At 41.3% G+C, this 327-nt stretch carries 1 rRNA gene; it reads left to right on the top strand.

The features are described from left to right. Positions 1-74 (top strand): 16S ribosomal RNA (locus PPTH39_RS23470); the annotation flags it as partial. Positions 75-327 lie beyond the last annotated feature (253 nt).

Here is a 327-nt window from a genome sequence, read left to right as displayed (position 1 = left end):
CGGTGTGATTCATGACTGGGGTGAAGTCGTAACAAGGTAGCCGTAGGGGAACCTGCGGCTGGATCACCTCCTTAATCGACGACATCAGCTGCTCCATAAGTTCCCACACGAATTGCTTGATTCATTGTAGAAGACGATAACTGCAGAGTTGATCTGCGGTTTTTCTGTCGTAAAGCTTAGAAATGAGCATTCCATCGAAGGATGGTGAATGTTGATTTCTGATCTTTTGATTAGATCGTTCTTTAAAAATTTGGGTATGTAATAGAAAGTTAGACTGGATAACACTTTCACTGGTGTTTATTCAGGCTAAGGTAAAATTTGTGATTG

Origin of the sequence: Pseudomonas bubulae, from assembly GCF_900618535.1 — a bacterium.
Taxonomy (GTDB): domain Bacteria; phylum Pseudomonadota; class Gammaproteobacteria; order Pseudomonadales; family Pseudomonadaceae; genus Aquipseudomonas; species Aquipseudomonas bubulae.
Note: the sequence above shows the minus strand (reverse complement) of the source record. Positions and strands in the feature narration are given on the sequence as shown.